This is a genomic window from Serratia aquatilis, assembly GCF_044865145.1.
Classification (GTDB): Bacteria; Pseudomonadota; Gammaproteobacteria; order Enterobacterales; family Enterobacteriaceae; genus Chania; species Chania aquatilis.
This window is the reverse complement of record NZ_CP173186.1, coordinates 1,700,922-1,726,384: the sequence shown is the minus strand read 5'-3', so window position 1 is coordinate 1,726,384 and position 25,463 is coordinate 1,700,922. Positions and strand designations below refer to the sequence as shown.

Annotated in this window: 19 protein-coding genes; 9 read left to right on the top strand and 10 right to left on the bottom strand. The window is 52.5% G+C overall.

The genetic code is table 11. The features are described 5' to 3' along the window. Window positions 1–56: 56 nt before the first annotated feature. Window positions 57–326, bottom strand: a complete 270-nt coding sequence (locus SAQUA_RS07705) for a hypothetical protein (protein WP_380672283.1) — start codon at window positions 324–326, stop codon at window positions 57–59. 1,225 nt (window positions 327–1,551) lie between these two features. Between SAQUA_RS07705 and SAQUA_RS07700 the strand changes: the two genes are divergently transcribed. From SAQUA_RS07700 to SAQUA_RS07685, 4 genes are read left to right on the top strand one after another with little or no spacing between them, the layout of a single operon-like run. Then, window positions 1,552–1,938 carry an ArsC family reductase gene (locus tag SAQUA_RS07700; RefSeq protein WP_380672281.1) on the top strand — a complete coding sequence of 129 codons (387 nt, stop codon included), beginning with the start codon at window positions 1,552–1,554 and terminating at the stop codon, window positions 1,936–1,938. After that, the gene (dapE, locus tag SAQUA_RS07695; RefSeq protein WP_380672279.1) at window positions 1,935–3,062 is read left to right on the top strand and encodes a succinyl-diaminopimelate desuccinylase; all 1,128 of its coding nucleotides are present in this window, start codon (window positions 1,935–1,937) and stop codon (window positions 3,060–3,062) included. Before SAQUA_RS07700 ends, dapE begins: the two co-directional genes overlap by 4 nt. Then, the gene (locus tag SAQUA_RS07690; RefSeq protein WP_380672277.1) at window positions 3,059–3,733 is read left to right on the top strand and encodes a M15 family metallopeptidase; all 675 of its coding nucleotides are present in this window, start codon (window positions 3,059–3,061) and stop codon (window positions 3,731–3,733) included. The genes dapE and SAQUA_RS07690 overlap by 4 nt, the downstream gene beginning before the upstream one ends. A 2-nt stretch (window positions 3,734–3,735) precedes the next feature. Then, on the top strand, window positions 3,736–3,921 hold the full coding sequence (locus SAQUA_RS07685) for a YpfN family protein (protein ID WP_380672275.1): 186 nt from the start codon (window positions 3,736–3,738) through the stop codon (window positions 3,919–3,921). A 28-nt stretch (window positions 3,922–3,949) separates the two neighbouring features. Here SAQUA_RS07685 and ypfH read toward each other — a convergent pair whose 3' ends face one another. The 6 genes from ypfH to dapA all read right to left on the bottom strand — a co-directional run bounded on the left by ypfH (window position 3,950) and on the right by dapA (window position 10,743). After that, a complete protein-coding gene (gene ypfH / locus SAQUA_RS07680; protein ID WP_380672273.1) occupies window positions 3,950–4,633 on the bottom strand; it encodes an esterase in 684 nt (227 codons plus the stop codon). 99 nt (window positions 4,634–4,732) lie between these two features. Next, a complete protein-coding gene (locus tag SAQUA_RS07675) occupies window positions 4,733–6,745 on the bottom strand; it encodes a tRNA(Met) cytidine acetyltransferase TmcA (protein WP_380672271.1) in 2,013 nt (670 codons plus the stop codon). A gap of 55 nt (window positions 6,746–6,800) precedes the next feature. Further along, the gene (locus SAQUA_RS07670) at window positions 6,801–7,655 is read right to left on the bottom strand and encodes a neutral zinc metallopeptidase (RefSeq protein ID WP_380672269.1); all 855 of its coding nucleotides are present in this window, start codon (window positions 7,653–7,655) and stop codon (window positions 6,801–6,803) included. 247 nt (window positions 7,656–7,902) lie between these two features. Beyond that, on the bottom strand, window positions 7,903–8,616 hold the full coding sequence (purC, locus tag SAQUA_RS07665; protein WP_380672267.1) for a phosphoribosylaminoimidazolesuccinocarboxamide synthase: 714 nt from the start codon (window positions 8,614–8,616) through the stop codon (window positions 7,903–7,905). A gap of 176 nt (window positions 8,617–8,792) precedes the next feature. Then, complete coding sequence (gene bamC, locus SAQUA_RS07660) at window positions 8,793–9,845, bottom strand: outer membrane protein assembly factor BamC (protein ID WP_380672265.1); 1,053 nt, start codon at window positions 9,843–9,845, stop codon at window positions 8,793–8,795. Between the two features lie 16 nt (window positions 9,846–9,861). Continuing rightward, window positions 9,862–10,743 carry a 4-hydroxy-tetrahydrodipicolinate synthase gene (gene dapA / locus SAQUA_RS07655; RefSeq protein WP_380672263.1) on the bottom strand — a complete coding sequence of 294 codons (882 nt, stop codon included), beginning with the start codon at window positions 10,741–10,743 and terminating at the stop codon, window positions 9,862–9,864. A 109-nt stretch (window positions 10,744–10,852) separates the two neighbouring features. Here dapA and SAQUA_RS07650 point away from each other — a divergent pair, with 109 nt between their 5' ends. Both SAQUA_RS07650 and bcp read left to right on the top strand, forming a co-directional pair. Continuing rightward, window positions 10,853–11,458 carry a glycine cleavage system transcriptional repressor gene (locus tag SAQUA_RS07650; protein ID WP_380673609.1) on the top strand — a complete coding sequence of 202 codons (606 nt, stop codon included), beginning with the start codon at window positions 10,853–10,855 and terminating at the stop codon, window positions 11,456–11,458. A 2-nt stretch (window positions 11,459–11,460) separates the two neighbouring features. Continuing rightward, a complete protein-coding gene (bcp, locus tag SAQUA_RS07645) occupies window positions 11,461–11,925 on the top strand; it encodes a thioredoxin-dependent thiol peroxidase (protein WP_380672261.1) in 465 nt (154 codons plus the stop codon). A 48-nt stretch (window positions 11,926–11,973) separates the two neighbouring features. Here bcp and SAQUA_RS07640 read toward each other — a convergent pair whose 3' ends face one another. Then, on the bottom strand, window positions 11,974–13,038 hold the full coding sequence (locus SAQUA_RS07640) for an AI-2E family transporter (RefSeq protein ID WP_380672259.1): 1,065 nt from the start codon (window positions 13,036–13,038) through the stop codon (window positions 11,974–11,976). Between the two features lie 626 nt (window positions 13,039–13,664). Between SAQUA_RS07640 and SAQUA_RS07635 the strand changes: the two genes are divergently transcribed. From SAQUA_RS07635 to SAQUA_RS07625, 3 genes are all read left to right on the top strand, one after another. Next, the gene (locus SAQUA_RS07635; protein ID WP_380672257.1) at window positions 13,665–15,134 is read left to right on the top strand and encodes a M48 family metalloprotease; all 1,470 of its coding nucleotides are present in this window, start codon (window positions 13,665–13,667) and stop codon (window positions 15,132–15,134) included. 21 nt (window positions 15,135–15,155) lie between these two features. Next, complete coding sequence (arsC, locus tag SAQUA_RS07630) at window positions 15,156–15,509, top strand: arsenate reductase (glutaredoxin) (RefSeq protein WP_380672255.1); 354 nt, start codon at window positions 15,156–15,158, stop codon at window positions 15,507–15,509. Between the two features lie 90 nt (window positions 15,510–15,599). Next, the gene (locus SAQUA_RS07625) at window positions 15,600–17,315 is read left to right on the top strand and encodes a SulP family inorganic anion transporter (RefSeq protein WP_380672253.1); all 1,716 of its coding nucleotides are present in this window, start codon (window positions 15,600–15,602) and stop codon (window positions 17,313–17,315) included. A 92-nt stretch (window positions 17,316–17,407) separates the two neighbouring features. Here the strand turns inward: SAQUA_RS07625 and SAQUA_RS07620 are convergent, their stop codons facing one another. Together SAQUA_RS07620 and hda are read right to left on the bottom strand one after the other, a co-directional pair. Further along, entirely contained in the window at window positions 17,408–24,385 is a 6,978-nt protein-coding gene (locus SAQUA_RS07620) for an autotransporter outer membrane beta-barrel domain-containing protein (RefSeq protein WP_380672251.1), read from the bottom strand. Between the two features lie 364 nt (window positions 24,386–24,749). After that, a complete protein-coding gene (gene hda / locus SAQUA_RS07615; protein WP_380673608.1) occupies window positions 24,750–25,451 on the bottom strand; it encodes a DnaA inactivator Hda in 702 nt (233 codons plus the stop codon). Window positions 25,452–25,463: the final 12 nt, after the last annotated feature.

Sequence of the window (25,463 nt, the reverse complement as noted above, 5' to 3'; positions counted from 1 at the left end):
TTAATTCTTAAAATTGAATTGGTCATAACAACATTTCAGAGTAACAACATTATAGGTTAGTCAACAGGCATTGATTCTTCGGTTCGCTTTTCTGCAAAAATAGCCTTCTCTTTTTCCCTTATGGCTTTACACTCATCTATTGAAATGGTTCCCTGCTGGCGTCTTTGTTCAAACTCTTTAAATGCTGGTTCCCAAATCAAGTTGTTCTTATAAAACTCCCCTTCTGCCAATCTTTTACAAAGCGTTTGATCATCAAGCTCAGCCACGGGAGCAGAACATGCTGTTATCATTAAAGAAAAAAAAGGAATCACAATATAGCTTTTCATAAAAACTCCTCAAGATAGATTTGCACTGCATATATACCCAAAATAATTCGGGTTGCTTGTAGGCGGCAAGCTTGCGAGGCCCCAGGAGCATAGATAACTATGTGACTGGGGTGAGTAAGCGCAGCCAACACCCAACCAACTTGAAGTATGAAGGGTATAAACCTCAAAAAAACATTAGCACATAGACCAGTAATTACACTAATTGCAAAGTAAAATAATGTAAAAAGATGAAATATGAAGAAATTATGATATTTACGTATGGGAAGGTTAAATATTAGCTAACGATAATGTAATAAAAACTGCAGTACGATATTAACGGGATATTTATAGTAGCTATTCAGTGATGTTGTAGATGGCCTAAAGCACGGATTTATCTTACTAACATAGGTATAATACGCTGATACACATAACATAAGTAAAGCTGGATTTTATCAAGTTAGATTCGAGCACGATCTAATTGTTGAATATATACCCAAAATAATTCGAGTTGCTTGTAGGCGGCAACTGAGCGAATTCCCAGGAGCTTACTCAGGTAAGTGACTGGGGTGAGTGACAAATCTGCCAAGCAGATTTGAACGCTGCTTGCAGCGGCCCCTAAGGGGCGAGGCCCGGCATGGGCCGAGTAACGCAGCCAACAACCAAGCAATTTGAAGTATGAAGGGTATACACATACTTAAAAAGACTTTAGTAGGAGAAGCATTCAAAGCAACGATGAGGAACCTTTCGCGGTCTCTCCGTCTTTTACAAGCCTGCAGAGTCGTCGTCAACCTGCATACTCATGCAAATGCTCAGCCTTGGATGCTGAACGGTCTGTATCGATAATTAGCTTGTAGTCTGGATCGAAATCCTGCACTGGGGCATTATCTTCAAAATACTAGGCTGTGTCCCTTAATTGCACGCGAGCGCCGCTGGCGGTCATTTGCGCACAGGGCAAGGCGTGAGCCGCGAGGTTTGGTGGACCAAATAAGCGACGAACAACGCAGCAATGCGCGCAAATGGCCCCAGCCCGTAGGGTCGCGCCCCAAAAGCCCGTTTTCTGTGTTGTCGGGCTTGAACAGAGGGCCACTCTGCCCTTCACCCTCCGCCTTGATAACGGGCTTTTGGGTCTGCGACGGCACCACGGGCAATTAAGGGACACAGCCTAGGTTATGATTCCTGCCGATCTAGATCATCGCCAGTTATCTGTTGCTCTAAGCGGCTCCCGATGTATAGGTAACATTTCTTCATGATAGATAAGGACTCAAAAAGTTTGCTTAAGCTCTATGGCATCAAAAATTGCGACACCATTAAAAAAGCACGCCGTTGGCTGGAAGAACAGGGCGTTGCTTATCAGTTTCACGACTATCGCGCAGACGGGTTGGACGAACAGTTACTGCGGAGTTTTGTGGAACGCCTTGGCTGGCAGCCTCTGCTCAACACACGCGGCACCACCTGGCGCAAACTGGATGAAGCGCAGCGCTCCACCTGTGACAACGCCGATGCCGCCATTGCCCTGATGCTGGAACAACCAGCGATCATCAAACGACCACTATTGGATGACGGCAATGGCCATACCCTGCTGGGATTCAGTACCGACAGCTATCAGCAATATATTACCGAGGTTAATTCATGATTTGCCCCGTTATTGAACTGGCGCAACAACTCATCAAACGCCCTTCCCTCAGCCCGCATGATGAAGGCTGTCAGGCGCTGATGATTGCCCGCCTGCAAGCCATTGGTTTTACCATCGAACCGATGAACTTTGGTGATACCCAAAACTTTTGGGCCTGGCGGGGCCAGGGCACCACGCTGGCATTTGCCGGCCACACTGACGTTGTGCCAACAGGGGATGAAAAACAGTGGGATCACCCGCCGTTTGAACCGACGATCCGTGACGGTATGCTGTATGGTCGTGGTGCCGCCGATATGAAAGGTTCTTTAGCCGCCATGCTGGTGGCAGCCGAGCGTTTTGTTGCAGCGAATCCCAACCATCAGGGCCGCCTGGCGTTCCTGATCACTTCGGATGAAGAGGCCAGTGCCACCCACGGTACCGTAAAAGTGGTGGAAGCACTGATGGCACGCAACGAACGCCTTGATTATTGCCTGGTGGGCGAGCCTTCCAGCACCGAGCGCGTGGGAGATGTGGTGAAAAATGGCCGCCGTGGTTCGATCACCGCCAATCTGCGCATCCATGGTATTCAAGGGCACGTCGCCTACCCGCACTTGGCAGATAACCCGGTGCATCGCGCTATACCTGCGCTAAACGAACTGGTGGCCATTGAATGGGATCGGGGTAACGAGTTCTTCCCACCCACCAGCATGCAAATTGCTAATGTCCAGGCCGGTACCGGCAGCAACAACGTGATCCCTGGCGAGATGTTTGTGCAGTTTAATTTCCGTTTCAGTACTGAACTCACCGATACCATGATCAAACAGCGTGTACATGAGCTGCTGGATCGCCACCAATTGAACTACAGCCTCGAATGGTGGCTGTCTGGTCAGCCTTTCCTTACCGCACGTGGCGCGTTGGTTGATGCAGTGGTCAATGCAGTGGAACACTATGGGGAAATGACTCCGCAGTTGCTGACGACCGGCGGTACTTCAGACGGTCGCTTCATCGCGCAAATGGGGGCTCAGGTGGTTGAGTTGGGTCCGGTCAATGCTACCATTCATAAAGTGAATGAATGCGTGCACGCTGCAGACCTGCAACTACTTAGTCGTATGTACCAACGTATCATGGAGCAATTGGTCGCATGATCATGCCGGAAATGCTGACAGGCCGGTCGACGGAACATCTGGCCGTGCTGTGTGGTCACCACAGGTTGCAGCCAACTGCGGTAGCCGCCTTTCAGCACATGCAGCGGGCAGCAAAGGCCGCTGGTTTCGACCTGCAACCGGCCAGTACCTTCCGTGATTTCGACAGGCAATTGGCAATCTGGAACGACAAGTTTGGCGGTAAACGCCCGGTGTTAAACCAACACAGTCAACCGATAGATGTTATGCAGTTATCGGTGGCTGAACGTTGTGAAGCTATTCTGCGTTGGTCTGCGCTACCAGGCGCAAGCCGCCATCACTGGGGCAGCGATCTGGATGTTTACGATCCGTCGCTACTGCCAGAAGGCAAGAAGCTGCAGTTAGAGCCTTGGGAGTATCAGCAAGGTGGCTATTTCTACCTGCTGGATCAGTGGCTGACTGCACATATGGCAGAGTTTGGTTTCTACCGCCCATTTACCGAAGATCAAGGCGGCGTTGCTGCGGAGCCATGGCACCTAAGCTATCGTCCGCTGGCAAAGGAGGCCGAACATTTATTGACACCTGAGCTACTACTGGCATCCTGGCGGGATAAGGACGTTGCCGGTGCCCAATGGCTTGAAAGCCATTTGTCATCGATATTCAGGCGTTTTATACATCTTGAAGGAAAGGTATAAACATGCAATGGCTAGCTGACTATTGGTGGATCATTCTGGTCATACTGTTTGGAATCATCCTGAACGGGATCAAGGAATTACGCCGTCTTGATCATAAGAGATTTCTCGCCAACAAACCCGAAATCCCGCCTCACCGTGATAATAATGCTCAGTGGGACGAGGAAGACGATTGGCCGAAAAAGAAATAACCTCAGGGCGCACATTGCGCCCTGCTGTTTATCTGAACGCGATCAAATCACCACGTTTGCCAAACATCGCTTCTTCCCAATAACGCTGCGGCACGTAGTAATGCAAACGCTCCAGAGCCTTGTTCATCATCCCTTGGTTAATTGCGTGACCAACACCCTCTTCAACATCCAGGGTAAAGTCACAACCAGCAGCCTGTAACCCTGCCGCCGCCGCTTGGGCATGTTCCAACGTGATAACGGCATCTGTTTCGCCATGGATAAGGTGAACCACTGTTTCGCCAAAACCCGTCTCTGGCAATTGGGCAAATCGGCCACTAAAGGCTACAACACGCCCGGCCAGCTTCGACTCGGCCTTCAGCCCCTCCAAGACCATGATCGCGCCTTGAGAAAACCCCACCAATGCCGTTCCGCTATAACCCACTCCGCTGTGCTGTTGCCAATAACGCACGGTCTCAACAAACTTCGGCATCACTTCTGCTACGCGTTCCACACGATTGCTTTCCGTAATCCCCTGAACCGAGAACCACTGGCGGCCATTACCGAAAGCAAAAGGACCACCGATGCTCACCACCAATGCCTGTGGGAATTCTTTAGCAAAATAACTGCCTATTTGCCCCATGGCTACTGGATTATCGCCAACACCATGGAACAGTAGGATCAACTGTTCTGCCGGTGTGGCGGGGCTTTGGACAACAAAATATTCATGTTTCATGGCAACTCCTCATGCCAGGCCATATGCCAAGCGTCTGCCAGTGACTATACGCCGCTGAGAAATCGGAAAAATCGGGTTTTATTGAATAACTCCTTCCATTTATTGCAACGACTGCGACCAGAGATGCCAATAGCGGCAATGCTCAGTATCGAGGTGCTGTAAAGCTTTGGCTGTCTCTTGCCGCCAAAGGCGTAGTAGTGCTTTCTGGCCACTCAGGCCATGAAACGCAACGCATTGCGCGACCGTCTGTTTTTGCTGCAAATAGCCGCGCAATGCCATGCAAGACAATTCAGTCACCATCAGCAGACGCTGCAAAGCGCCCAGGCTGGCCTCCAGTGGCCGATGCGCAAAAGCAAAACCGGCTAGTTCACGCCAGTCCTCCTGATCCAGGGAGGGACCACTCTGGTCATCAATCATAGGGAGTTGGGGGCCACCAGGTTGCTGCAACCACCGCCAGTTGCGTGCCAGTTGCCTGCTCGCCGCATGGCACAGGCTTTCCCCTTGTTCGCTTAGCGGCAGCAATGCCATGGCAGTATGGCAACCGCTACTGGCTTCTGCTTTGTTACCGATGCGCACCAGGGTAAAACCACATGATTGCCAGAAATGCCATAACGGCTCGGTATAGCCAAAACTCACGGAGAGAAAATCCAGCCCTTGCGAACGTTGCTTTTGCTGTTCAATTAACCGGCTGGCAATCCCTTGCTGGCGTAACTCAGGTAATACCGCGATGCGGGTTATGCGGCGCGAGCGTAGCGTTGGTGCCCACCACTGCCCACTGTGTGCGGCAAGGGATTGTGCCACCAGATTACCACGCGGTCTTCTTCGGCCCGCCCACACCTCGTGGGCCAATTCGTCTGACAAGCCGCCTTCATCCACCAACCACAGCGCACCGACGATATCATCCCCCTGCGATGCTGCACTGAAATGCATTCCCGGGGCATCCATCAAGCGGCGTAAATCCAGTGGCGAAGTGCGGTAATGCGCGCTACAGAGCAGCGCATAGAATCGCTGTAAGCGCTGCGGAGCGGCGCACAGTTCAGCCTGTTCAAGATGCTGAATGGACAATGAAGGGCTGTTGGCTTGCCACTGCGGTTCCTCGTTGAACAGCAACGCGTTATCGATAATACGTTCCAGCGCATCCCCTGCGGCCCAACGCATGGGTTGCCGCAAGCTTAGTGGTTGCCACTGTGGCAAAGCAGCACAGAATTTCAACAGGAATCCTCGCCCTGTGCCTTCGTAGCCCTGCACCGTGGTGGTCAGCAACACCCGAGGGAAATAGGCAACCAGTTGTTGTAACAAGGGGCCGGGGATTGCCGCAGCTTCATCTACCAGCAACCAACCTGCATCAACACTTCCCTGTTCAGTACAGTGCTGTAATAACGCATCGGGGGCCCAGAAGTTCGCCCGCCCGTTAGACCAATCACTGGCGACTTCGGTGGCGGCTCGGCTTGGCCCGGTGATCCAACAACTCGATGCGCTTGAGGCCATCAACATGCCTGCCAAGGTTGATTTCCCGCGGCCACGTGCTGCAGTCAACACCCAGATACCTGATTCAGCCGCCAGCAGCCGTGCCAATATGGCCTGCTGTTCCTGGCTTGGTTCACCCAGCGGTGCCTGCCAGTCTGGGCGTATTGGCAAAGGTGCCAAATGCAGCGGCTCATCCTGTTGCCAGATAGATACTTCACGGTCAGCCAACAACTCTCTTTGCAGATGGTGGATAAAGTTGGGTGTTGGGATAGGTTGCGAACAGTCGCTCCAACGCAGGCTGTCGCTATCTTGCTGTTGTGCCCAGCGTTGCCAGGCTGGTACCAGCAATAGTAGCCAACTGCCAGCGCGCAATGTTCCGCAGAGCTGAGCCAGTGCTTCTACATCTAGCCCTTCCGCCGCCTCAAAAACCGCATGCAATCGCTCCTGCCCCAGCAGCGTTTTCGCGCTGCCGCTTGGTAGCCCCTGAACGTCTGCGGGGGCATCATTCCCCACCCATGGCCAGTCACCGGGCAATTGCGCCATCATTTGCCGAGCTTGGGCCCGGCACCATTGTGGTTCACCGCTTATGACCAACAACCGCCGTATGCCCTGCTGCTGCATGCGCTTTTGCATTTTCTCTAACATCGGAATTCAAGCCTGATAGAAGCATACCGATGCTGAGCACCGGCACTTGGAAAAATCAACGGTAAGCAAAAGTATTGCAAACATTAGGATCGCCACTGTCAAATCCACGCTTGAACCACGTATACCGCTGCTGCGAGGTACCATGAGTGAAACTGTCTGGTACAACCCGCCCCTGACTCTGTTGTTGTAAGCGGTCATCGCCAATCGCCTGTGCGGCATTCAGCGCAGACTGCAAGTCTCCGGCTTCCAGCATGTGTTGTTTCTCGGCATGGTGCCCCCAAACGCCAGCAAAACAGTCAGCCTGCAACTCCATTTTCACCGAGAGGCGATTAACCTCCGCCTGGCTAACCCCTTGCTGCATTTGGCGAACCTTGCGCTCAATCCCCAGTAGATTCTGAATATGGTGCCCGACTTCGTGTGCCACCACGTAGGCTTGAGCAAATTCCCCCCCCGCTCCCAGCTTGGTTTGCATGTCCTGATAGAATGACAGATCGATATATACCTTACCGTCTGCCGGGCAATAGAACGGCCCCATTACCGATTGTCCGGTACCACAGGCGGTTCGCGTCGCTCCCCGGTACATCACAAGTTTGGGGTTCTGATAGCGTTTCCCCATCTGCTGAAAGAGTTCCTGCCAGGTATCTTCGGTAGAAGCCAGCACCACCGAGGTAAATTTGGCCATTTCATCATCCTTGGGGCTGATCCTGGCGCTTTGCTGCTGTGTCTGCGGTGAAATATCGCCACCATTCAGCAGTGGGGTCAGATCGATTCCATAGTAGCTGGCAACCAGCACCACCACCAGAATGACCAGCCCACCTTTGCCGCGAATCGGCACGCGCAAGCCGCCGCCTGGAGACTGCCCGCGACGATCCTCGACATTGTCACTTTCCCGACGCCCTTGCCAACGCATAGATAAACTCCAGATTAGATTTTCATTAGGCTGTGTCCCTCAAATGACCGCCAGCGGCGCTCGCGTTCAATTGAGACACAGCCTAGTCACATTATAAAGGGTTGAAGGCTGCGGAAAGGCAGTAATTCGGTGAAATAGACAGAAATGGGGTGCGAAGAGAGAAGGATTGATGATTTTCCCCTCTGGCAGCCTGTTGAACAGACATTCGGTTCAATAGGCTGCTAAGGGGGAATGGGCTAGATTGCTATCAGTCCAGCTTGACGCCGATGCGGCGAGCCACTTCTTCATAGGCCTCGATCAATCCACCCAGGCTCTGACGGAAGCGATCTTTGTCCATTTTATTCAGGGTATTTTTATCCCACAGGCGGCTACCGTCTGGCGAGAACTCATCCCCCAGCACCACCTCACCTTTGAATAGGCCAAACTCCAGTTTGAAATCGACCAAAATCAGGCCTGCGTCATCAAACAGTTTGCTCAATACTTCGTTGGCCTTATAGCTCAGCTCACGCATACGTGCCAGATGCGCTTTACTCACCCAGCCAAAGGTTTCGCAATAGGATTCATTGACCATTGGGTCATGCATGGCATCATTTTTCAGGAATAGATCAAACAGCGGAGGATTCAGCGGCAGGCCTTCTTCAATACCCAGACGCTTCACCAGTGAGCCTGCTGCACGGTTACGGATCACACACTCAACCGGTACCATATCCAGTTTTTTAACCAGCACTTCATTGTCTGACAGCAAGCGCTCCATCTGCGTTGGAATACCGGCCTCTTCCAGTTTGCTCATGATGAAATGGTTGAACTTGTTGTTCACCATGCCTTTGCGATCAAACTGCTCAATGCGCTGACCATCCAGGGCTGATGTATCGTTACGGAATTCCAGCACCAACAGATCAGGGTTTTCCGTGGTGTAGACCGTTTTTGCCTTTCCGCGATACAGCTCAGCTAGCTTTTGCATCTTACTTACTCCAATAAAGTTATACCTCCCGGTTGCCAGACATTGGATCGATGACTCGCCTACCGGGTATGAAATTGACAGTTTTAATTTTTTGGCGCGCTGGTGACGACAAAACCGGCTACGCAAACGATACCGTACCAACAAAACAAAAAGGGGCCGAAGCCCCTTTAGGGTAATTATTTAACGCTGGTCTGGCTGAAAGCCGCCTGGAATACCGCCACCAGCGCATCATTCTGCGCCTGAGCCAACGGCTTACCTTTGGAATCGATAAATTGCAAACTGGTGCGGTTATTCAGATCACCAACCTGCAGCTTGTAATCACCTTCCTTCAGTTCAGGATCATTCACGCCCAATGCTTGCCAATCGGCTGCATTCAGAGACTTATAGGTGACAGCAACGGTGCCCTGCGGACGGCTGCGGTCCCCCACTTTAATCCCCAGTTTTTCCAGTGCTGCCGGCAGGCGATCCCACACTATCGCGTAAGGTGCACGCACAATCAGCGTTGGCAGGCCTGTATCATCAGCACCGCTTTGTACATCCAGCGCACCAATACGCTTGGCCGTCTGGCTAGTGGTCAGATTGTCCTGTTTATCCAGACCTGCAACGATGGTATTCATCATCATGCTGTTGTAGCGCTGAACCTCGGCAGGATTAGTCACCTTCTCGGTCTGCCCTTGCTGGCGCAGTTCGAGGGTTTTCACCACCAACGCCTGTTGGTAACCCTGCTTCTGTAGCGAAATCTGGTAGCGGCCTTCGTACTGAATATCTTCATCCAGCCGGTTCCACTTCACCCAGTCGGTAGTCAGCGTCTGTTCGGCATCCTGGCGAGAAGCAATCGGCATGTTTTTCGCCTGAAGCAAACTGGCGATGCGCGGCCAGAGATTCTGGTTCTGCGGGCTATTTTCCAACAGCAACGTTCCGCTATCACCCGCATTTTGCCCACGAGAACCGCTCAGCAGAGCCAGTGGTTGCACTGGCGGACGGATATCCAGTTGCTTGCCAGTTTGGCCTTTCTGCGTGGCTACCGGAACCTCATAGTTACCTGCTTGCACCGGCAGGATAAGGCCAGCCGGTGCGTTCAACGGTTTTAGCGGAGCAGCATCAAGATAGGATTCATCTCCGCTGACCTGACGCTTGTAGCGCTGATCGGAAGAACATGCCGCCAGCGTCATCATAAGCGCTATACCCACGACTGTTGCTACCGTCGACTTTTGCAATGAATAAGCCATCAAATTTTCCTAAGAGTTACAGCAAACCGGCGCTTTTCAACGCACGCTCCACGACAGGACGGGCAGCGTCAGTCAACGGCGTCATAGGCAGACGCATCGTATCGGTTGCCATCAATCCCAATGCCTTACAGGCCCATTTCACCGGAATTGGGTTTGCTTCTACAAACAAATCCTGATGCAACGGCATCAAGCGCTGATTCAATCGGCGGGCCTCGGCAAAGTTGCCTTGCGCTGCCAGGCGACAGAGTTCAACCATTTCACGGGCCGCCACGTTGGCCGTCACGGAAATCACCCCTTTACCACCCAGTTGCATGAAATCCAGACCGCTGGCGTCATCGCCGCTCAGCAAAATGAAGTCTTCATCATCAACCAGCACTTGGATCTGACTAACACGACTTAAGTTCCCCGTAGCTTCTTTGACGGAGACAATATTTTTGATTTTGGCTAAACGTGCAATGGTTGGCGGCAGCATGTCACAACCGGTACGTGAAGGCACGTTATAGAGGATCTGCGGCAGATCGGTGCTTTCAGCAATGGCTTTAAAATGCTGATACAAACCTTCCTGAGTGGGCTTATTATAGTAAGGGGTTACCGACAGGCACCCGACTACACCCGTATTGCTCAAGCGTTGAGTGAGCGAAATGGCTTCGCTGGTGGAATTGGCACCGGTCCCGGCAATCACCGGAATACGGCCCGCGGCCAGCTCCAGAGTCTGCAATACCACGTCGATATGCTCATCGTGGTTAAGCGTGGCTGACTCACCGGTGGTCCCTACAGAAACGATAGCTGCAGTTCCGCTGGCTACATGGTAATCAATCAGTTTTTTTAGGCTCGCACGATCGACAGCACCTTTGTCGTCCATCGGCGTCACTAGTGCAACAATACTTCCCGTAAACATTGGCCATCCCCTCCACAAACAAGTTCTTCATGGTACTTTTGTCACCTATCCAAAAGCAAGCAATCAACGTGTTGTAAGCGCTTGGCAGGCGGTTTTTTTTATGTTTACCATGGTAACCCCATTGAGTTCGACAGGAAGCTGTATTTTGCCTAAGCCAGATGAGCACTATCTTGTGATTACCGCACTGGGTGCGGATCGCCCCGGTATCGTCAATACCATCACCCGCCACGTCAGCAGTTGTGGGTGCAATATCGAAGATAGCCGTCTGGCCATGCTGGGTGAAGAGTTTACCTTCATCATGCTGCTGTCCGGCAGTTGGAACGCGATCACCCTGATTGAATCGACTTTGCCGCAAAAAGGCGCAGAGCTGGATTTACTGATCGTGATGAAGCGCACAAACTCGCAAGAAAGGCCGCCCATGCCTGCAACGGTGTGGGTACAAGTCGAAGTGAAGGACTCACCGCACATCATCGAGCGTTTTACCGGCCTGTTTGGCTCCAGACAGATGAACATCGCTGAATTGGTTTCTCGTACCCAGCCAGCTGAGGGCGGCTTGCCTCCCCAGCTCTATATTCAGATCACCGCACATAGTTCTGGCGATCAGGATGCCTCAAATATTGAACAAGCCTTCTATCGCCTATGTACAGAATTGAATGCGCAAGGCAGTATTAGCGTTGCGAACTATCCGCAGCATGACGATAAAGATGGAGAGTAGTGATGAGCCCATTGAAAGCCGGTGATACAGCGCCGAAATTTAGTTTACCAGACCAGGATGGCGAGGAAATTAGTCTGGCCGACTTCCAAGGACAACGAGTACTTGTTTACTTTTATCCCAAAGCTATGACGCCAGGGTGCACCGTACAAGCTTGTGGATTACGGGACAACATGGATGAGTTTAAAAAGGCGGGTGTCGAAGTGCTTGGCATCAGTACCGATAAACCAGAGAAGCTGTCACGTTTTGCCGAGAAGGAGTTGCTCAACTTCACACTGTTGTCTGATGAAGATCATCAGGTCGCGCAGCAGTTTGGTGTGTGGGGTGAAAAAACCTTCATGGGTAAAACCTATGATGGCATCCATCGCATCAGCTTCCTGATCGACACCAACGGTAAAGTTGAAAAAGTGTTTGATGATTTCAAGACCACCAATCATCACGACATTGTTATGGATTACCTCAAGCAGTAACAATACCTCCAAGCGCAGCAAACCTCTTTGCTGCGCTTTATTCAAGACTTACTCGGTTTCAACCCGCAATTCATCCGGCCAGGCGTGGATCACCGCTTTCACCAATGTTGCCAATGGGATCGCAAAGAACACCCCCCAGAATCCCCACAGGCCACCAAAAATAACCACCGAAAGAATGATCACCAACGGGTGTAGATTGACAGCTTCAGAGAACAGGATCGGCACCAACAGGTTACCATCCAATGCCTGGATCACCAGATAAGCGATAATCAGCGTCCAGAAATCGGCACCGATACCCCATTGGAACATCGCCACCACCACTACCGGGATCGTCACCAACACCGCACCGATGTAAGGTATCAGTACAGAAAACCCTACCAGCACAGCCAATAGCAAGGAATAGCGCATATCCAGAATAAAGAACACCAGATAGGTAACGACCCCCACTATCACCATCTCCAGCACCTTGCCGCGAATATAGTTAGTGATCTGCTGGTTCATCTCGGTCCAAACCTGCCCCGCCAGCCCACGGTTACGAGGCAAAACGCGGCGTACTGCATTAATCATCTGCTCCTTATCCTTGAGCAGGAAGAACAGCATCAGTGGCACCAGGATCAGATAGATGGCCAGCGTCAATAGCCCAACCAGGGAGGCCAGCGAGAATTTCACCACCGATTCCCCCATGCTGGACAACCGCCCACGCAGGTTCTCGGTCATCATATCGATGATGCCTGCATCCACCAGCGCCGGATATCGTTTCGGCAAGGTCGTCGCAAAGTTGTAGAACTGATTAAGCATTTTGGGTAGATCGGTCATTAGGTTGATACCCTGCTGCCAGGCGGTTGGTGCCACCACAAAAACCAATAGCAAGGTAATACCGCCAAACACGATCAGCATCAGGCTTGCCGCCCAATTGCGTGAAAAACCCAGGCCTTGCAAACGCGCCGTCGGCCATTCCAGCAGATAAGCGAGTACAATCGCCACCAACAGCGGCGCCAAAATCCCGTGCATAAAATAGAGAATACAGAACCCAACAACCAGAATGACCAACAGTGCAACGGCCTGCGGATCGGTAAACCGACGCCGATACCACTGTAATAACATCTCCAACATCAGAGATTACTCCTTATTTCATCAATGCAAGTGGACGATGGTCGTTCACTATGTGGCCCTATTTGTTTGTTTTAACACAATTTCAGGTCGCTTATACCCTATGGCTGAAAGATGCCGCAGAGTGGCCAGTTTGAAAGCCGACAATTATATCGCCGGACAAACATTTCATTGTCGGCAGTGGCTGGCTATTATGATCTCATGGCGCCGCCCACTTAGGCGCACGCTCCGCAAGCGGACTATTTTGTGAGCCAGGCTGTGTCCCTTAGTTGCCCGTGGTGCCGTCGCAGACCCAAAAGCCCGTTATCAAGGCGGAGGGTGAAGGGCAGAGTGGCCCTCTGTTCAAGCCCGACTTTACTTCGAACGGGCTTTTGGGGCGCGACCCTTCGGGCTGGGGCCATTTGCGCGCATTGCGGCGTTGTTCGCCGCTTATTTGGTCCACCAAACCTCGCGGCTCACGCCTTGCCCTGTGCGCAAATGACCGCCAGCGGCGCTCGCGTGCAATTAAGGGACACAGCCTAGGGCACTCTCACAATGATTGTACTGGAGAGTCGGGCACGGAAGAAGAACTCTTATTGTGATGCTGACACCTTGGTAGTTGATGATTTTTTTAAGGGAAATGCCTGACTATGATCACCCGGTTCACCCAAACAGCTTTAGCCGTTTTACTGATCGGCACCCTGAGTGTTTCTGTACTGGCGCCAGTGAATGCCCAAACACAAGACCAACTACCGGATATAGGCACAACCGCCGGCGGAACCTTGAGCATTGCCCAAGAGCAGGTCATGGGTGATTTTTACGTGCGCCAACTGCGCGCCAGTGCTCCATTAGTCAATGATCCATTACTCACCCAGTATATTAACCAGTTGGGTAACCGACTGGTGGCCAATGCCTATTCGGTAAAAACCCCGTTCCACTTCTTTCTGGTGCGCAACGATGAAATAAACGCCTTCGCCTTCTTTGGTGGCAACGTCGTATTGCATACGGCACTATTCCGCGAGACCGATAACGAGAGCCAATTGGCCTCGGTGTTGGCACACGAAATTTCTCACGTGACTCAACGCCATCTGGCTCGGGCGATGGAAGACCAGCAGCGTAATGCGCCGTTGACCTGGGTGGGTGCATTGGGCTCAGTTTTGCTGGCGATGGCGAACCCTACCATGGGAATGGCCGCCTTGAGCGGCACCCTGGCGGGAGCACAGCAAGGGATTATCAGTTTCACCCAGGCCAATGAACAAGAGGCTGACCGTATCGGGATCCAGGTGTTGCAACGTTCAGGTTTTGATCCAGTTGCCATGCCTGATTTCATGCAGAAACTCGCCGATCAGTCCCGTTACGCCTCCAAACCACCTGAAATGTTACTGACGCACCCCCTACCAGACAGCCGTCTTTCAGACGCGCGTAACCGTGCCAATCAGATGCCACGCCATATCGTGCAATCCAGCCAGGACTATCTGCTGGCGAGGATACGTGCTCTCGGCATGTACAGTTCAGAGGGGTACGGCCTGAACGACGAACTGCTGGAAAAATACGCTAAGGGTAACGTGAGGGAGCAAATGGCCGCAAAGTATGGCCGGGCGATCCTCTCTTACGAAGCGAAAAAGTACGATGACGCCCGTAATATTATTCAGCCCTTGCTGGCCCAAGATCCGAAAAACGTCTGGTTACTGGATCTGATTACAGACATCGATTTGGGCCAGAATAAGGCGGCGCAGGCCATTGCCCGCCTGGAAGCCGTCAACGCCGCACAAAGCAAAAATCCGGTGCTACTGCTCAATCTGGCCAATGCCTACGTGGAGGGCAATCAGCCCGCTCAAGCCTCAAAAATCCTCAACCGCTATACCTTTACCCACCCGGACGACCCGAACGGTTGGGATTTGCTGGCCCAGGCCAGTGCAGCGCAAGGGTTACGTGATGAAGAGCTCTCGGCCCGCGCAGAAAGCCTGGCATTGACGGGTAATTTTGATCAGGCAATCGGCCTGCTCAGCAACGCCAGCTCATTGCAAAAACTCGGTAGCCTGAATCAGGCCCGTTATGATGCGCGTATAGACCAACTACGTCAGTTGCAAAAAACATTCAGCAAATTCCAGCGCACCTGATTTGAACAAGGAATGATTGAAATGAACAATATCACGATTTATCACAACCCACGTTGCTCGAAGAGCCGTGAAACGCTCGCGTTGCTGGAACAGCACGGCGTGAAACCGCAAGTGGTTTTATATCTGGAAACACCACCTTCCGTAGACGAGTTGAAGAAATTACTGAAAGAACTGGGTTTCAGCACCGCACGTCAACTGATGCGTAAAAATGAAGATCTATACAAAGAACTGAAACTGGCTGATGGATCCCTGAGCGAAGAGCAACTGCTTGCCGCAATGGTAGAAAATCCAAAACTGATTGAACGCCCTATCGTGGTGAAAGGCAGCCAAGCGCGCCTCGGGCGGCCGCCGGAGCAAGTACTAGAAATTATTTAACTACGCAGGGGAAGCGTAACGCAGCCAACACCGCTGCCGTTTGAATGGTGACGGGTATACATTCCTATTACTTTATCTGATGGAAAATATATGCAGCGTAAATCCCTTGAGAGTATTGCCCCAGGCCTGATGAACCTGTTGGCTTATGAACGCAGTTGGCTGAAATATGATATTCGCGCGGGCCTCTCGGTGGCAGCGGTTGCATTACCAGTCGCCATTGCTTACGCCGAGTTGGCCGGTGTGAATGCGATTGTCGGCCTTTACTCCTGTATTTTGCCGATGATCGCCTATGCCATTTTTGGCACTTCACGCCAACTAATCGTCGGGCCTAACGCGGCAACCTGCGCGGTTATTGCCGCAGTAGTGGCACCACTAGCCGCAGGTAATAGCGAGTTGCACTGGCAATTGACCATCATTATGACCTTGATGATGGGAACCTGGTGCCTGATTGCCAGCCGTTTCAAACTGGGAGCGATTGCCGACCTGCTTTCACGCCCGATTTTGAACGGATTGCTGAACGGTGTAGCGCTGACAATTATCGTTAACCAGATCAGCAAGGTGTTAGGCTACACCTCCCCTTCCAGTGAGCTGATTGAACGCATTTACGCGTTACCGGGGAACTTACTCAACAGTCACTTACCCACTATTGGGGTCTCGCTGCTGACGCTGCTGATCTTGCTTGGGGTGCGTCATTTCCGCCCCAGTTGGCCAGCACCTCTCTTCGCCGTCGTATTGATTACCGGTTTGACCTGGGCCGCTAATTTACCGCGTTTTGGTGTTGCAACAGTTTCAGCCTATGCCGGTGGTGGGCTACCGGTAGTAGCGTGGCCTGACTTTAAGCCGGGGCTGCTGCGTGAGTTGGTGCTCCCGGCGTTAAACCTGGCTGTGGTCAGCTTTGTCATTATGATGCTGACCGTACGCAGTTTTGCAACAAAAAATGGCTACGAGGTTGATGCTGACCGCGAGTTCCGCGCATTGGGGTTGGTGAATATCGTCTCCGGGCTTTCGCAGGGTTTTGCCATCAGTGGAGCCAACTCCCGTACCGCCGTTAACGACGCCAGCGGGGGCAAGAGCCAATTGGTGTCTGTGATTGCTGCTCTGGCGATCGCTGTGGTGGTGGTGTTTTTTAATGAACCCCTGCAGTTTATTCCTATTGCAGTCCTGGGGGTGGTGCTGATTTACGCCACTTGGTCGCTGCTGGATATGCGCAGCATCTTCCGCCTGCGTAAACGCAATCGCCGTGCGTTCAGTCTGGCGCTGTTTACTTTCTTGAGCGTATTGCTGGTGGGGATCATTCCCGGTATCGGCTTAGCGGTTCTGCTTGGCCTGCTGCAGTTTCTACAGACCGTATTCCGGCCCACCGAGCAGTTGCTTGGAGTCAATGATGAGGGTTTGATCCATTCAATAGGCAGCAACAACGGCATTAAAGCGGTCGACGGCGTGATGATGTACCGCTTTAATTCACCATTGACCTATTTTAATGTCGCCTATTTCAAACGGCGGATCATCAGCCTGGTAGAGAGTTCGCCTTCGCAACCGCGCTGGGTAGTGATTGATGCCGTAGCCAGCTTTACCCACGCCGATATCAGCGTGCTCTCCGCTATCGAAGAGCTGAAGCAGGACCTTAAATCACGCGGAATCAGCCTGGTGCTCGCGGGCCGTCGAACCGAGTTGACGCGCTGGTTTCGTATCAATCGTTCAGATAATAAAGAACGCGATCTGATCCTGGTTCCCGATCTTTATCTAGCGTTGAGGTTGATTCAAAGCAAAGAGAGCAAGGCGGAAGGAGAAAGAAATCCGGCCTGACATTTACACCTCAGACCGGTGAAACCTTTTGACTCAGTCGCCCCTTTCATTCCCAGCCATGAAAGGGGCTGTTTTACCAAAGACGTGTTGGCTTAGAAGTTGTATTTCACCCCCAACATCACTGCGGTATCATTGTAACCTGCGTTACCAACCTGCACGCCAACGTTGCTCCAGACGCTCAGTTTCTTGTTAACTTGCCCTTCAACGCCCATTTTCAGCTCGCCGATATTCTCTGCACCCGCCTGCGTCACTTTGGCGCCATCCATCGCTACGCCGAAGTTCTTGGTATTGTGCAGCCAGTTCACTTCCACAAACGGCTGGAGTTCAAGGTTCTTGCCGCTAGCGTTCGCAGTGTGCACTTTCGTGTATGCCCTCGCCCCCAGCCGCGTCTGAAGATTTCCATTACCCTCGCCCGTTACCTGAGTACCGTTGGCTTCCGTGTGCCGATCGGCTTTGACTCCCATCCATACCATCTGAGCTTTAGGCTGGATAAAATACGCCACATCTTTAGCGGAGTTTTCACCGAGTTTAAACGTATAGCCACTTTCTACCGATGCGGTAACCCCTTTGGATTTGTAATTTTCGCCGCTTAAACCCTGCCCATTGACCCTATTATTGAACCAGCTGTATTGCGCCCAACTGTCCACATACAACCCTAATTTATCTTTTTCATTGGCATACCAGGTGCCGTACAAACCTAGAGAGTAGCCGTTGACGCTGCCATCTGACCGATAATCTGAATGATCCGAGCGTGTACGACTCTTGCTATTACCGTAGCCTGCCATCGCTCCAAGATGGAAACCATCCAGCGAATTACTGCTCCACTGGCCAATTTCCCCCCCCAGTTGCAGTACATAGCGATTACTTTGCGTTGCCAATTGACCACTCTCATCGCGGAAACGATTGTGCCCTCCCTGATTACGCAGCCACATGCTGGTTACCTTGATCTCCCCGGTAATTGCATCAATGTATTGGGTTTCTCCTGAGCGATCGTACAGACGGGTTAAAAACATGCTATTGGCTGCAGCAAGGTTTGCCGCATAGCTTCCTGCTTCGGGGCGAGTAACCGAATCATCGTTCGAGTTTTTCACACTGGTCAGATACCAGTTAGCCACATTGGTGCCCGTACCCCGTGCCAGGCTGTAATCATAGGCCCCGGCGACAATACGCCCCTGTTGCACAAAATCCCCCCCTGATAGCCCGTTCACCTGGATTAACTCGATCCCCTCGACGGTCTGAGCCCCCAAACCGCCCGCGTTATCCACGCTTACACGCGTGGTTCCACTGCTATTGCCTTTAACAATCATGCTATCTGTGGCTGAGGTGTCATCACCCAGTGCCGTATTGAAATGCAGCAAGCCATTGTTACCCGTATAGTTACCGTTGATCACTAACTGGTTCCCAGCCATTGCGTTGCCTTCGCTGGCTTTATTACCAATAAATACCGTGCCGCTGTTATTCAAATCAGTACCAATGGTCAACACATTCGCAGATGAGGCGGGCTGGATTGCCGAGAATTGCGATATCTGCGGTGTATCCGCCTGAGATTGAGTTCCGACAAACAGCGTACCGAGGTTATTAATTGCGCCCGCTACACGACTAACACCGGCTAAAAAGGCATTTTCAGCAACGTTAACCTGCTGGCTGGCTAGCGTATTGCTGCCTAATACCAGGCCACCGGCATTGATGTCGGTCTGTCCGGTGTAAGTGACTGCCCCATTTAATGACAGCGTACCTGCGCCGTTTTTGACCAGAGAGCCACTGCCATCAATCGTATTGCTGAAAGCGGCATCCGTAGCTTGATTGATGATCAGCGTCGCGTCGTTGAGGATTGCACCACTGCCAAAGCTGGTAGCTGAACCCGCCAGCGTGCCAACGGCAATCGTCGTTCCTCCTTGATAACTATTATCGTTACTCAGCGTAGTGGTCCCGCTACCCACTTGTTTCACCGCACCCGTGCCAGAAATCACACCAGAGAAGGCTGTGTTATCCGAGCGGTTGAAAGCCAGTGTGCCGTCATTGACCACATCGCCAATGATCGAACCGGTGTTACCACCATCACCCAGTTGCAGAGTGCCCGCCGAGATAGTCGTGCCACCAGAGTAACTGTTGGTTGCGGTTAATACGGTGGTACCTGTACCTATTTGCTCTACAGCACCGGTGCCACCGATTACACCGCTAACACTTGAACTATCGGAACGGTCAAAGACAAGCTTCCCGTTGTTAAGCACATCGCCAATGATCGACCCTGAGGTACCACCCTCGCCTAACTGGAGCGTGGCGTCCTGGATGGTGGTTCCCCCCTGATAATCGTTGGCTCCTGTAAGCACCAGCGTTCCCAAGCCCGATAATGTAACGCCACCAGTACCGTTTAATTCAGACTCAATGGTAGCGACGTAACTGGCACCGTCCTGAGTACCATCACCCACTCGAATAAAGTTTGTATCCCCTACCAGCGTAATCGGCCCACCCTCGATCCGATAACCATCGACAATAAACTGCATCCCCGAAGAGGTCACCGCCCCAAGGCTGTTATCAACCGTCACCGTGCCCGGTGCGCCGCCAAAAATAGCGAAGGCATCAGCGGCATAGGCTGCATTGAGCGTACCGGTACTATCAGCCCATAAGGTATTGCCAGCGGCGCCCTGCCAGATCCCAGTGCCGCCGTTCACTACGCCATTAAATTCAGGCCCCGTACCATCCCAATAGTTGAGCACTAATCCTGTGGTATTGACCAGGTTGACCTGACCGGTGAAACCAGTCTGGATATAATCGATAGTGTTCGCAGGAACGGTGCCGAGCACCAGACCATTATCGACCAGCGTGCCGCCATAGCTGATGACGCGATAAATACCCGGCCCAAAATCACCTCCAGTTGGCACTAACACGTTTAATATACCGTCCAGCGTCAGATTACCGCCCACCACCGTCAGATCATTGAAGACACCACCGCTCACATTAGCCTGCCCGAACTGGTAGTCCATAGTAGAGTTATTACTCAACGTGAGATCGCCGTTGATGGTCAGCGTAATGGGTTTTAGTGCGGTTGAGGTCAGGAGGCCATCGGCAACAAACACATTGCCGCCAATAGTGCCATTACCGTCAAGAGCCCCTCCAGAAGCCACTGAGATCGTACTGCCCGCCGCGCCGAGAGTACCATTAACCACCAACAGCCCGTTGCTGACGTTGGTATCGCCCGTAAAGTTACTGCTGTCGCCATTCAGCGTTGTTATACCGCTACCGTTATGCTGGATTGTTCCCGAACCAATGATACTGCCGTCCAAGGTCAATGCGCCCGTACGATTAAAAATCAACGTGCCGTCATCAACAATGTCACCCACGACCGAGCCGGTCGCTCCACCGTCGCCCAGTTGCAGGGTGCCGCCAGAGATGGTGGTCACCCCGCTGTAGGTGTTATTGCCGGTCAATACCGTGGTGCCACTGCCCGCCTGGTTAAAGGCACCGCTGCCGCCTATCGTCCCCGATAGATTCAGCGTATTGGAGCGCTCGACAATCAAGGTGCCGTTGTTAACCACGTCCCCGATCAGTGACCCAGTCAATCCACCACTGCCCAACTGTAACGTTCCTGCGGCAATAGTGGTATTGCCACCGTAGGCGTTATCGGCGTTGAGCTGCAGTGTCCCGGCCCCGGTTTTAGTCAGACTGCCGCTACCGGTAAAGGCCCCGTTGGTTATCAACGTCACCCCTGTATCGGTCTGCACCGTCCCGTGGTTAGCCGTTACATCGAAGGCGCGTGCAGTGGTAAAGCTGGCGGTCCCTTGTAGCGTACCGCCGTTCAGCACCACATCCCCTGCTGAATCGCCGAGGTTGTTATCCGCGCTGACGGACAGGGTGCCACCGGAAATCGTGGTGCCGCCGGTATAACTGTTAGCTCCGCCCAACACCAAAGTGCCCAGATCGGTCTTTTCTACCCCACCAGCCCCGCTGAGTAAGGCGTCAATGGTGGCAACAAAGCCAGCTCTGGCAGCACCGCCATCCCCCACCCGGATGATATTTCTTCCCGTCGCCAGAGTAATCGGATCCCCCTGGAGCAGATAGCCGCTGGTGGCAAACTGCATACCCGAACTGGTGATATCCCCCAGACTGTTGTCGACGGTCACAGTGCCCGCAGTACCGCCGAAGATGGCGAAAGCGCCGCTGGTATAAGGGGCGTTAACCACCCCGGTCGAGTCGGTCCAACCGTCGTTCCCCTGCGCATTTTGCCAGACGCCAGAGCCACCGTTGACCACGTTATTAAACTTCGGCCCCGGACCATCCCAATAGTTGAGCGTCAGGCCGCCGGTGTTCACCAGGTTGATCTGATTGGCGTAGCTGGTCTGCAGGAAAGGCGTACTGCCCACCGGCATAGTACCGAGAGTGAGACCATTGTTGGTCAATATGCCGCTGTAATTAATCAGGTTATAAAGACCCGGGCCAAAGTTGCCGCCCGGAGTCGTGGCCACATTCAGCGTACCGTCGAGCGTCAGATTGCCGCCCACGTCGACAAGGTTATTTAGTGGGCTACCTACGGAGTTGGCCTGACCCAGTTGGTAATTCAGCACCGAGGCACCGGTCAGCCCCAGGTTACCGTTAATAGTCAGCTTGCCGGGAGCCAGGATGCCACCGTCTATCGAGACATCGCCGCCGAGTACCCCATTGCCACTAAGAGTTCCGCCCGAGGTGACGGAAAGTGAACTGGCTGTACTCCCCAAGGTCCCGTTCACCTGCAAGGTGCCATTGGTGACGTTGGTGGTGCCGGAGAAGGTTCCGCTATTCCCGGTCAACTGTGTGGTGCCAGCACCGATCTGGTTGAGGGTGCCATTGCCGCTGATGGCTCCGGCATAACTCAACGCATTCGAACGGTTAAAAACCAGAGTAGCATTGTTGGCCACATTACCGACAATACTGCCGGTCGCCCCACCATTGCCAATCTGCAGCGTGCCTGCGGATACCGTCGTGGGGCCTGCATAAGTATTGGCAGCAGTGAATACCAACGTACCGTCACCGGTCTTGTTCAAAGGGTTGTTACCGATAGCTGAGAACACTCCGGTCGCCGTCAGCGTAGTACCGCCACCGGTCTGGATGGCGCCATTGGCACTGTTCAGGGACACTCTACGTGTCAAAGTAAAGCTGTCGGTGGTTTCCAGGATTCCGCCGCCCATGATCACCGAACCCGTCGCTGCACCGAGATTGGCGGCCTGACTGACTTCCATGACACCTGACGAGACAAAAGTAGAACCGGTAAAAGTGTTGACACCGGTTAGCACCAGCCTGTTGCTGCCCTGTTGGAAGAGTGTGCCAGTGCCAGAAATGACTCCGCTGAAGGTCCTCGCGCTGGTACCGGTGAAGGAGAGTATGCCATTGTTCAACACATTACCGACTATCGACCCGTTTGTGCCAATTTGCATTGAACCCGCAAGGAGTTGGGTACCACCGGTATAGGTATTGGCGTTACTGAGCGCTAAATAGCCGGTACCGGTCTTGATCAACGGGCCGACACCAGATATTACCCCGTTAAAGCTGAGATCGGATGGTGTGTTGAAGGTGACTGCACCGCCGAGCGTAAACGGACGCGTGAGAAATGAAGTGCCACTTGTCTGGAGCTTGGTGCCATCGTTCATAAACACAGGGGTATCCGCCGCCCCAAAGGCTCCATTGTTGTTGACCACCACCGTACCTGCGGTAATAAAGGTACCACCAGTGAAGCTGTTGCCTGTTCCGAGCTGCAGTGTGCCGGTACCTGTTTTGGTCAAGGAACCCGCCCCGCTTATAAGACTAGGAAAATTAAAAGTGACACCGGCGTCTGTCTGGATAGTCCCGTTGTTACCGGTGATGGTCATCCTACGTTGGTTTGACGCTATGAAGTTGGCGGTTGAGCGCAATGTGCCGCCATCCAGTGTAACATTGCCGATATTGAGAGCCGCAGCGCCCATATTGGCATCAGCACTCACCGACAAGGTGCCACCCGATGAGATTGTCGTCCCGCCGGCATAGGTGTTGGTGCCGCTCAAGGTCAATTGGCCCTGAGTTACCTTGACTGCCATTGCCGCATTTGCGCCAGTATTGCCAAGATTACCCGACAGGGTCCATGCACCAGCCCCCAACTTGTTCACAGTCTGGAAATTACTGATATTGCCAGCCATAGTATCGCTGGTGCCGTTAATGCTGCTGAGGTTGAAGGTGTTGGTGCCACCTGCACCATCAACGTTGCCGTTGAGGATAGATCCGGTATCAAGCGTCACTGTGTCATTACCGTCCCCCAACAACACGTTACCGTTCACCGTCCCGCCGGTATGGTTGATGAACTGCACTGCCCCCGTCGTGCCTGCCTGAACACCAATAGCGGCGGCAGTGCCTTGTGCCCGAATAATACCGTAGTTATCGAGAGTGTTGGCTATCCCAATGGACCTGTTCAGAAACCAGATAGCAGAACTCGCGGTCCCTTGTATGGTACCAAAGTTGATGATCGCATTACTTGCACCGAACGCTGCAACCGCCGCGTTTTGCGTCCCGGTTCCCAGCGAAGACACTATCGCGCCAGCCTGTAAGGTGAGCTGGGTATTACTGTTAAATTCGATGGTGTTTTGACCGGCACTGAATAGACCTGCCGCACTATTGGTGTTACTCGAATCGTTCTGAACCAAAGCGTTGCTGCCGAGATCGATGGTTGAATTGCTGTCAACGCTAATCGCCGTATTTTCGCCGGTACTGATCTGAGCTGCCGGGTCGACATTGATGGTCACGTTGTTAAGACCCGGGCCACTACCCACCGTGGTGATTTGATCGGTACCGGTGCAGGTTGTGGTGCCACCGCCGACAGGCGTTGGTGCACAAGCGGCCCATGCCCCGGCTGAATTCAGCAGGAGATTCACGGCGATTGCTGTCGCACTCCATTTAGCAACACGTGAGCCGATTATCAGATCACCGGCAACCGTTCCGATGGAAACCTGCTGTAACCGCCGCGTAGAACCCACGTTTGTAGCTAAACGCCCGGCTCGGCTGGCGAGTTCTGATGCGACAACCCAAAGTTGGAGCGAAGAATTCCAGACAACGCTAAAAATGTGATTCATGGATTTACCCTATGATTTTTATTCGCATAGCCTAAAAGTAGTCCATAGCAATAATCATCGGCGGAAAAACCAATTAGAAGTAGTAATAAACTAAAAAGTAGCGGGAATTAGAGGCAGAATAGAGATAAAAATTGCCGAGCAGAACTGCAGCTATACTCAAAATAATACGAGTTGCTTGTAGGCGGCAAACTTGCGAGGCCCCAGGAGCATAAATAACTATGTGACTGTGGTGAGTAAGCCCAGCCAACAACCAAGCAACTTGAAGTATGAAGGGTATATCTATTGGAAAATTGCGGATAGTTTATAAAAATGAGCCTGGAACTCGGCTTAGCCCTACAGTTTTAAAAGGCAATAAACAGAGCACTTACAAGCCCAGGATTTCCTTAACGAATGGAATAGTCAGTTTGCGCTGCGCGGTAATCGAAGCGCGATCAAGCTGATCCAGCGTCATAAACAGCGTACGCATCTCGCGATCCAGCCGTTTTAACAGAAAACGCCCCACATCTTCAGGCAGTTCAAAACCGCGCAGCTTGGCACGCAATTGCAATGCCAACAGTTTTTCTTCGTCAGAAAGTGGTTGAAGCTTGTAGATTTGCCCCCAGTCCAGACGCGATGCCAGATCGGGTAAATGCAGATTCAACTGGCGGGGTGGACGATCGCCAGTGATAAACAAGCGAGTACGGCCCGTTTCCAAAATACGGTTATAGAGATTAAAAATCGCCATTTCCCAGGCTTGATCACCGGCTATACATTCGATGTTATCGATACACACCAAAGTCAGTTGTTCCATGCCATCCAGCACTTCCGGCACGAAGTACGCGCGTTTATCCAGCGGGACATAACCCACCGCATCGCCACGTTGCGAAAGCTCAGCGCATGCTGCATGCAGCAGATGGCTACGCCCCCCGCCCTCGCGTGACCAGAAATAGATATAGCTACCATGTTCCTGACGGACTGCGGATTGGATCGCGGCTAATAAGGATGGATTTTCACCCGGATAAAAACTGGCAAAAGTTTCATCATCGGGAAGATAAAGTGGCAGTGAAAGCTGTGCCGGCGTATTCAGAAAAGCACCTCA

Bases quoted from the DNA above. Each gene is read 5' to 3' on its own strand.
- SAQUA_RS07705 (WP_380672283.1), bottom strand. From the start codon at position 326: ATGAAAAGCTATATTGTGATTCCTTTTTTTTCTTTAATGATAACAGCA.
- SAQUA_RS07700 (WP_380672281.1), top strand. From the start codon at position 1,552: ATGATAGATAAGGACTCAAAAAGTTTGCTTAAGCTCTATGGCATCAAA.
- dapE (WP_380672279.1), top strand. From the start codon at position 1,935: ATGATTTGCCCCGTTATTGAACTGGCGCAACAACTCATCAAACGCCCT.
- SAQUA_RS07690 (WP_380672277.1), top strand. From the start codon at position 3,059: ATGATCATGCCGGAAATGCTGACAGGCCGGTCGACGGAACATCTGGCC.
- SAQUA_RS07685 (WP_380672275.1), top strand. From the start codon at position 3,736: ATGCAATGGCTAGCTGACTATTGGTGGATCATTCTGGTCATACTGTTT.
- ypfH (WP_380672273.1), bottom strand. From the start codon at position 4,633: ATGAAACATGAATATTTTGTTGTCCAAAGCCCCGCCACACCGGCAGAA.
- SAQUA_RS07675 (WP_380672271.1), bottom strand. From the start codon at position 6,745: ATGTTAGAGAAAATGCAAAAGCGCATGCAGCAGCAGGGCATACGGCGG.
- SAQUA_RS07670 (WP_380672269.1), bottom strand. From the start codon at position 7,655: ATGCGTTGGCAAGGGCGTCGGGAAAGTGACAATGTCGAGGATCGTCGC.
- purC (WP_380672267.1), bottom strand. From the start codon at position 8,616: ATGCAAAAGCTAGCTGAGCTGTATCGCGGAAAGGCAAAAACGGTCTAC.
- bamC (WP_380672265.1), bottom strand. From the start codon at position 9,845: ATGGCTTATTCATTGCAAAAGTCGACGGTAGCAACAGTCGTGGGTATA.
- dapA (WP_380672263.1), bottom strand. From the start codon at position 10,743: ATGTTTACGGGAAGTATTGTTGCACTAGTGACGCCGATGGACGACAAA.
- SAQUA_RS07650 (WP_380673609.1), top strand. From the start codon at position 10,853: ATGGTAACCCCATTGAGTTCGACAGGAAGCTGTATTTTGCCTAAGCCA.
- bcp (WP_380672261.1), top strand. From the start codon at position 11,461: ATGAGCCCATTGAAAGCCGGTGATACAGCGCCGAAATTTAGTTTACCA.
- SAQUA_RS07640 (WP_380672259.1), bottom strand. From the start codon at position 13,038: ATGTTGGAGATGTTATTACAGTGGTATCGGCGTCGGTTTACCGATCCG.
- SAQUA_RS07635 (WP_380672257.1), top strand. From the start codon at position 13,665: ATGATCACCCGGTTCACCCAAACAGCTTTAGCCGTTTTACTGATCGGC.
- arsC (WP_380672255.1), top strand. From the start codon at position 15,156: ATGAACAATATCACGATTTATCACAACCCACGTTGCTCGAAGAGCCGT.
- SAQUA_RS07625 (WP_380672253.1), top strand. From the start codon at position 15,600: ATGCAGCGTAAATCCCTTGAGAGTATTGCCCCAGGCCTGATGAACCTG.
- SAQUA_RS07620 (WP_380672251.1), bottom strand. From the start codon at position 24,385: ATGAATCACATTTTTAGCGTTGTCTGGAATTCTTCGCTCCAACTTTGG.